The following is a 4,664-nucleotide window of genomic DNA, read 5'->3' as shown; positions in this document are numbered from 1 at the left end:
CTGTTCATCGACTACTTTGCCCTGTTCAAGTTGGACCAAGAATTTCATTAATCCCAATGGCGATCCGATGCTTCCGCCTTTGTCGCCTACGTAGGTGTTGGCGCCGCGGGTGAAAAAACTGCCCAGCCGCCATTCGTCGGCATTTATTCCCAAATCGCGTAAGGGAAGGTTAACGACATCGTTGCCGAGATCGGTCAGTTCTTTTTTGGGTGTTTCCTTGAAATAAGTATCCGCCTCTTCTTGGATCAAATCGGGATATTTCTCTCCGAAAGCTGCCATTAAAAGCACTTCGCGCCATACAATACTGGCCGCCCCGTTGTTGCTAACGGATAGCATATGATCCGCCCATTCGTAGAGCGTAAAAACATCGCTGGCGATGACTTGCCGTTTGACCAAGGTGTTTTTTTCGATGTTATAAATGGGAATGGTGTGCTCATCGGTCAGTCCCCAAACGCCCGCTTTGACGGATTTATTCCGGAGCAGCTCCGTACGTTTTTCGAAGGAATCGGGATAGATTTTGGCGAGTTGGGAAAAGAGTCCGTTTAGTACAGCCAGTTTGCCGACACTGCCTGGCTGATACCCTGCTTTTTCGTTACGCTCTGCATATCGGATGTTATTGACATCGGAAATATCGAGTACGGTCAGGGAATAGCTTTTGTCCAAGCCCCTGAAAAGTCCGTTGATTTCTTTTTGGAAGTCCTCGTCGACTGTCATTAGGGCGGATGCGCTGTCTGCTGCCCTTGGGAGCAGATTGAGCTGAATTTCGCTGTAAGATTTTAATGCTCCCGCTGGCAAGGCCGAGGCCGCCTTAATTTCGCCGTTCCTTATTAGCTCTAGACGTTTGAGGCGTTTAATGCCAGTGTGTTCGTAGCCGTCAATGGGGTAATAAGTTAGGGATGTGAAGGCAGAAAAAAGGCATAAAAAAAATAGCCCAAATAGGATTTGTTTATTCATAGAATTGGTTTTTGATAAAATTCAGGATAGCGGGCAACAGTTGGGGGAATTTCATTTTTCCCAAAGAAGTTTGATTTTGTAGTTTTTGAACAACCCATCTTTTGAATCCACGGTGAAGCCTTCGCACTGGGCTTGGGAAATAATCAACCTGTCAAAAGGGTCTTTGTTATGGAAATCTAAAGTGGTATTGGTCAAAATATGAGAAGGTGTAATTGACAACAAATTCAATCCGCTTTCGTCGATTAAATCAAATATTTCGCTAAGGCCCGTTTTTAGATTAAGTTTTCCCAACGAATGTTTAATGCCCATTTCCCACAGGGAAGCAATACTGACGAAGCTAGTGTTGTCTTTATTTTCAATAATCGCTTTTGTCCTCTTCGGTAATCTTTCATCTCCTGTTATCAACCAAATAACCGCATGGGTATCCAAGAGCAACTTCACGGCATATATTCTTTAAAATCTTCCAATGGGTCGTCAAAATCATCTGTCATTTCTATTAGTCCTTTTGCCAAGCCCCCTTTAACCTGCTTTTTGGTCGTTACTTTTGTACTCTTTTTCGATTTCAGAAATGCAACGAAATTACCGACCTCCTTTTTCAGGTCATCCGGTAGAGTTGAAATTTGTATGTAAATATCGATGTCGGACATAAGGCTAAGTTACTATTTTTTCTTGATTTCCCCGTTTATCTTGCTCGAAAGCAAAACCTCCTTCTTCACATCGATCTTCGGTGTAATCGACTCCAAATACCCCGAACTCAAGGCCTTTTTGTTTTCCACAAAAGGGCGTATCTGAAACAGCCATAGTTTATCGTTTTGAAAACCGAGTTCTACATCATAAGCTCCCTTGTAATCGGATTTGGTTTCCTTTGGAAGGGTTTTTCGGATGGTCTTGGCAAACTCGCGAATCTCGTCGATATTCTTCTCGTTGAGAACCGGTTTCTCAAAAGTTGCGGATTTTTTGCCGGTGCCGCCGGTGGCGGGAAGGCTGTTATAGAAGGTTTCGCGGGCAGGTGCCAGTAAGCGATAGCCGCCGTCATTATATACGGTGTAGGTTTCGGCGGATTGCCCGTCCACGGCACCGCCTGCACCGCGGCTGAAGGCGATGGTGAGGTCTTTTTCGTTACCGCTGTTGATGCCTTTTGTAATCAAAACGCCCGAATAATCGACATCGACACTGGGAATGACCAGAATTGATGGAAAAACGTTTTCGGGATTCAACAAATATTTCTGCCGCCATTTAAAGCTGCGTTCGGTGTAGGGCGAGGCCCATACCTCTTTGATGCCGTTGATGATGGCTTCTTTGTCGAGTACGTTGAATTTGGTCAGGTTGAGTCCGGCGCCGGTAAAATCCTTTAGGTCTTCCATATTGGTGTCGCTGCGCAGGAAAACGGGGATTTCGCCCAAGCTTTTGCCTAAAATGGATTTGAAATTCTTTTCGAGTTCGATTATGAAGTTGGCTTTTAGCGGCATTTTGGCGATGGCCACGCGTAGGGTTTCCAACTGGCGCAGTTGATAGTTTTCTACTTCGGGTTCGGGTACGTTCCGGGTTCGCATTTTTTCCGCTTCGGCGAACAGGGTGTTTAGGAATTTCCAATAGGAAACCGATTGCCCCGGCATAGACTGATCCATGTGTTGCCGGAAAATTCCGAAGGGGATGACCAAGCCTTCGACGACCTTATCGGGGAACATCTTTTTCAGCTGTCCCAGATTCGCAGCTTTCGGACCGCATAATTGTCCGGAGTCGCTGGCATCGACGTCACGAAGATTCAGGACATCGGTATCGTCCAAACGGATTTTTTCGATTGGGACTTCTATTTTTTCGGTGTTCCGTTCTTTTTTGGCGAACAGTTCGCGCTCTTGGGCGGTTATTTGTGCTTCCGGTTTTAAAATGACGTTGCCTTTGTTCGAAACGGCATAGAACACCCGCTGGCCATCATATTTTTTAAGGCTCTGTAGATTTTCATCCGATAAGGCGGCGTTGGGGATTCCCAGATTTCTTGCCAACAACTGCACATGGGAAACCATATTGCCCTCGGCCACGGTGGCGATGCCGGCGACGGGCTTTAAATCGGCGGGGGAGCGCATGAAAATATAGATCTTATCGGAAGATACCTCGACATCATCGGGCGAACCGCCCACTACTACCAACTCTCCGAAGGCATAGCCGGGGTTGAGTCCGCGTACGGTACTTTGGTTGGCGATATCCATGACCTTGTTGGTTAGTGCGGATTCCTTAGCGATAAAATCACCAAGTTCGCCTACGCTTTTTCCAAGATGTAAGGCTATCGAGCCCCGGATACGGTCGTCGATAAAGCCGTAGGCCTTGGGTTCGAAACCGGTGTAGGTGTCTACGATATCCTGATAGTTGGCCTTGACCATTGCGGCGCTCCACTCCACCGCACCGCGGGCGGTTTCGAGAACGGTGTTCAGTTCGGCCAAGGTTATTTTATCGGTATTCGAGGTGTTCAGAACGTTTTTGATCTGTTCGTATTCCCAGAGCTCCAAGTAGCCTGCCCCGGCCGAAGCGGTGGTGAGTGCTTGGATTTTATGCAGCTGTTCCTTTAAGGTCTCTGGTTGCCATTTAGAGGCATTTTTGAAGAGGATTTCCTCTAGTTTTAGGGAGATATCCAGCAATTGCAATCGGACTATGGGGCGTTTCTCTTCCCCGATCCCTTGTCGGATGTCCAACACTACTTGCGCTGTTGCGGAAATTAGTTCGGAAGATTTTGTTTTGGAGGAATTCTTGGCGATAAAATCATTCAACGTCTTTCCTAAGGGAGTGCCTTTTAGCAAATCCGTTTTTTGGCCCAGTTTTTTAATGTCGATGGGGGTGAAGAAATCCGTCATGGTAGCGATGAGTTCGTCGAGTTGTTTGTTCTGTTCCGCCGTCAATTGTGTACTGTTCTTTTTCTGGAACGCCTTTACCTTTTCGATATCCGCAACTTCCGGTTGGCCGTGGATCTTTACCCGCAGGTCCATAAAAGGTAAGTAGGCATCTGAAATGACCTTTGATTCGCTACGCATCCGTTGTGCTAGGTTGTCGTCACCGCTGTGAGGCACATCCTTTAAGGACTGGCGCACCAAAAAGTAGTTTTTGGTTAAGACGTCATCCTTATACAATATCCCTTTATAAAAAGCTATCCCCCAGGCTTCTTCGTCTTCGGCCTGTACGGCACCACGGTAGAACTGTCCCTTTTGATTGACCCATCCATTATCGACAGAGCGTAGGTATTTATCCAGCTGATATTGTTTCAAACGGGAATGGTCATTTTTTGCATCCCAGAAATCATTCGTATCTGTATAGGACAAAAGTTGTCCCAAATAAATATGGTGGTCCTTTCCAATAGCTTCGACATCATCCTTATAGCGGGCATGTTGAACGCCCGGGCCAATATCAGAGGGACAGGGATCTTTCGGCGCGCGAACGCTTCCATCGGTACAGAACCAGCGGATATCCTTATAAGGGCCCCGAATGTCATTTTTATAGGAGGTAATCCGGGCTGCCAATTGGGCGTTGTCGATTTTCTTTTGGCCGATTGCCACAGTAGAGAAAAGCAAAGCGGTAAGACCTAGCAAGATGTGTTTGATCATGTTAATACGCTGGTTATGGTTAGGGATATCAAAAGTACTGCCAAATTATATAGGAAATAAAATATTCGAATGAGACCGTTTTCATGCATCCTTTTGGCTATATTTCTGGTTATCAATAAA

Annotated in this window: 4 protein-coding genes; all 4 read right to left on the bottom strand. The window is 46.3% G+C overall.

Annotation, left to right across the window (positions count from 1 at the left end; translation table 11 throughout):
* The coding region (locus tag ACEW8S_RS10520) for a hypothetical protein (protein ID WP_373518110.1) at positions 1-954 on the bottom strand (954 nt) is incomplete at its 3' end.
* Positions 955-1,005: 51 nt separating this feature from the next.
* On the bottom strand, positions 1,006-1,395 hold the full coding sequence (locus tag ACEW8S_RS10515) for a type II toxin-antitoxin system VapC family toxin (RefSeq protein WP_373518109.1): 390 nt from the start codon (positions 1,393-1,395) through the stop codon (positions 1,006-1,008).
* Complete coding sequence (locus ACEW8S_RS10510) at positions 1,392-1,601, bottom strand: DUF2281 domain-containing protein (RefSeq protein ID WP_373518108.1); 210 nt, start codon at positions 1,599-1,601, stop codon at positions 1,392-1,394. Before ACEW8S_RS10510 ends, ACEW8S_RS10515 begins: the two co-directional genes overlap by 4 nt.
* A gap of 12 nt (positions 1,602-1,613) precedes the next feature.
* The gene (locus ACEW8S_RS10505) at positions 1,614-4,544 is read right to left on the bottom strand and encodes a PEP/pyruvate-binding domain-containing protein (RefSeq protein WP_373518107.1); all 2,931 of its coding nucleotides are present in this window, start codon (positions 4,542-4,544) and stop codon (positions 1,614-1,616) included.
* Positions 4,545-4,664 lie beyond the last annotated feature (120 nt).

Origin of the sequence: Pricia sp. (assembly GCF_041745955.1) — a bacterium.
Taxonomy (GTDB): domain Bacteria; phylum Bacteroidota; class Bacteroidia; order Flavobacteriales; family Flavobacteriaceae; genus Pricia.
This window is presented reverse-complemented; position numbering and strand designations above follow the sequence as displayed.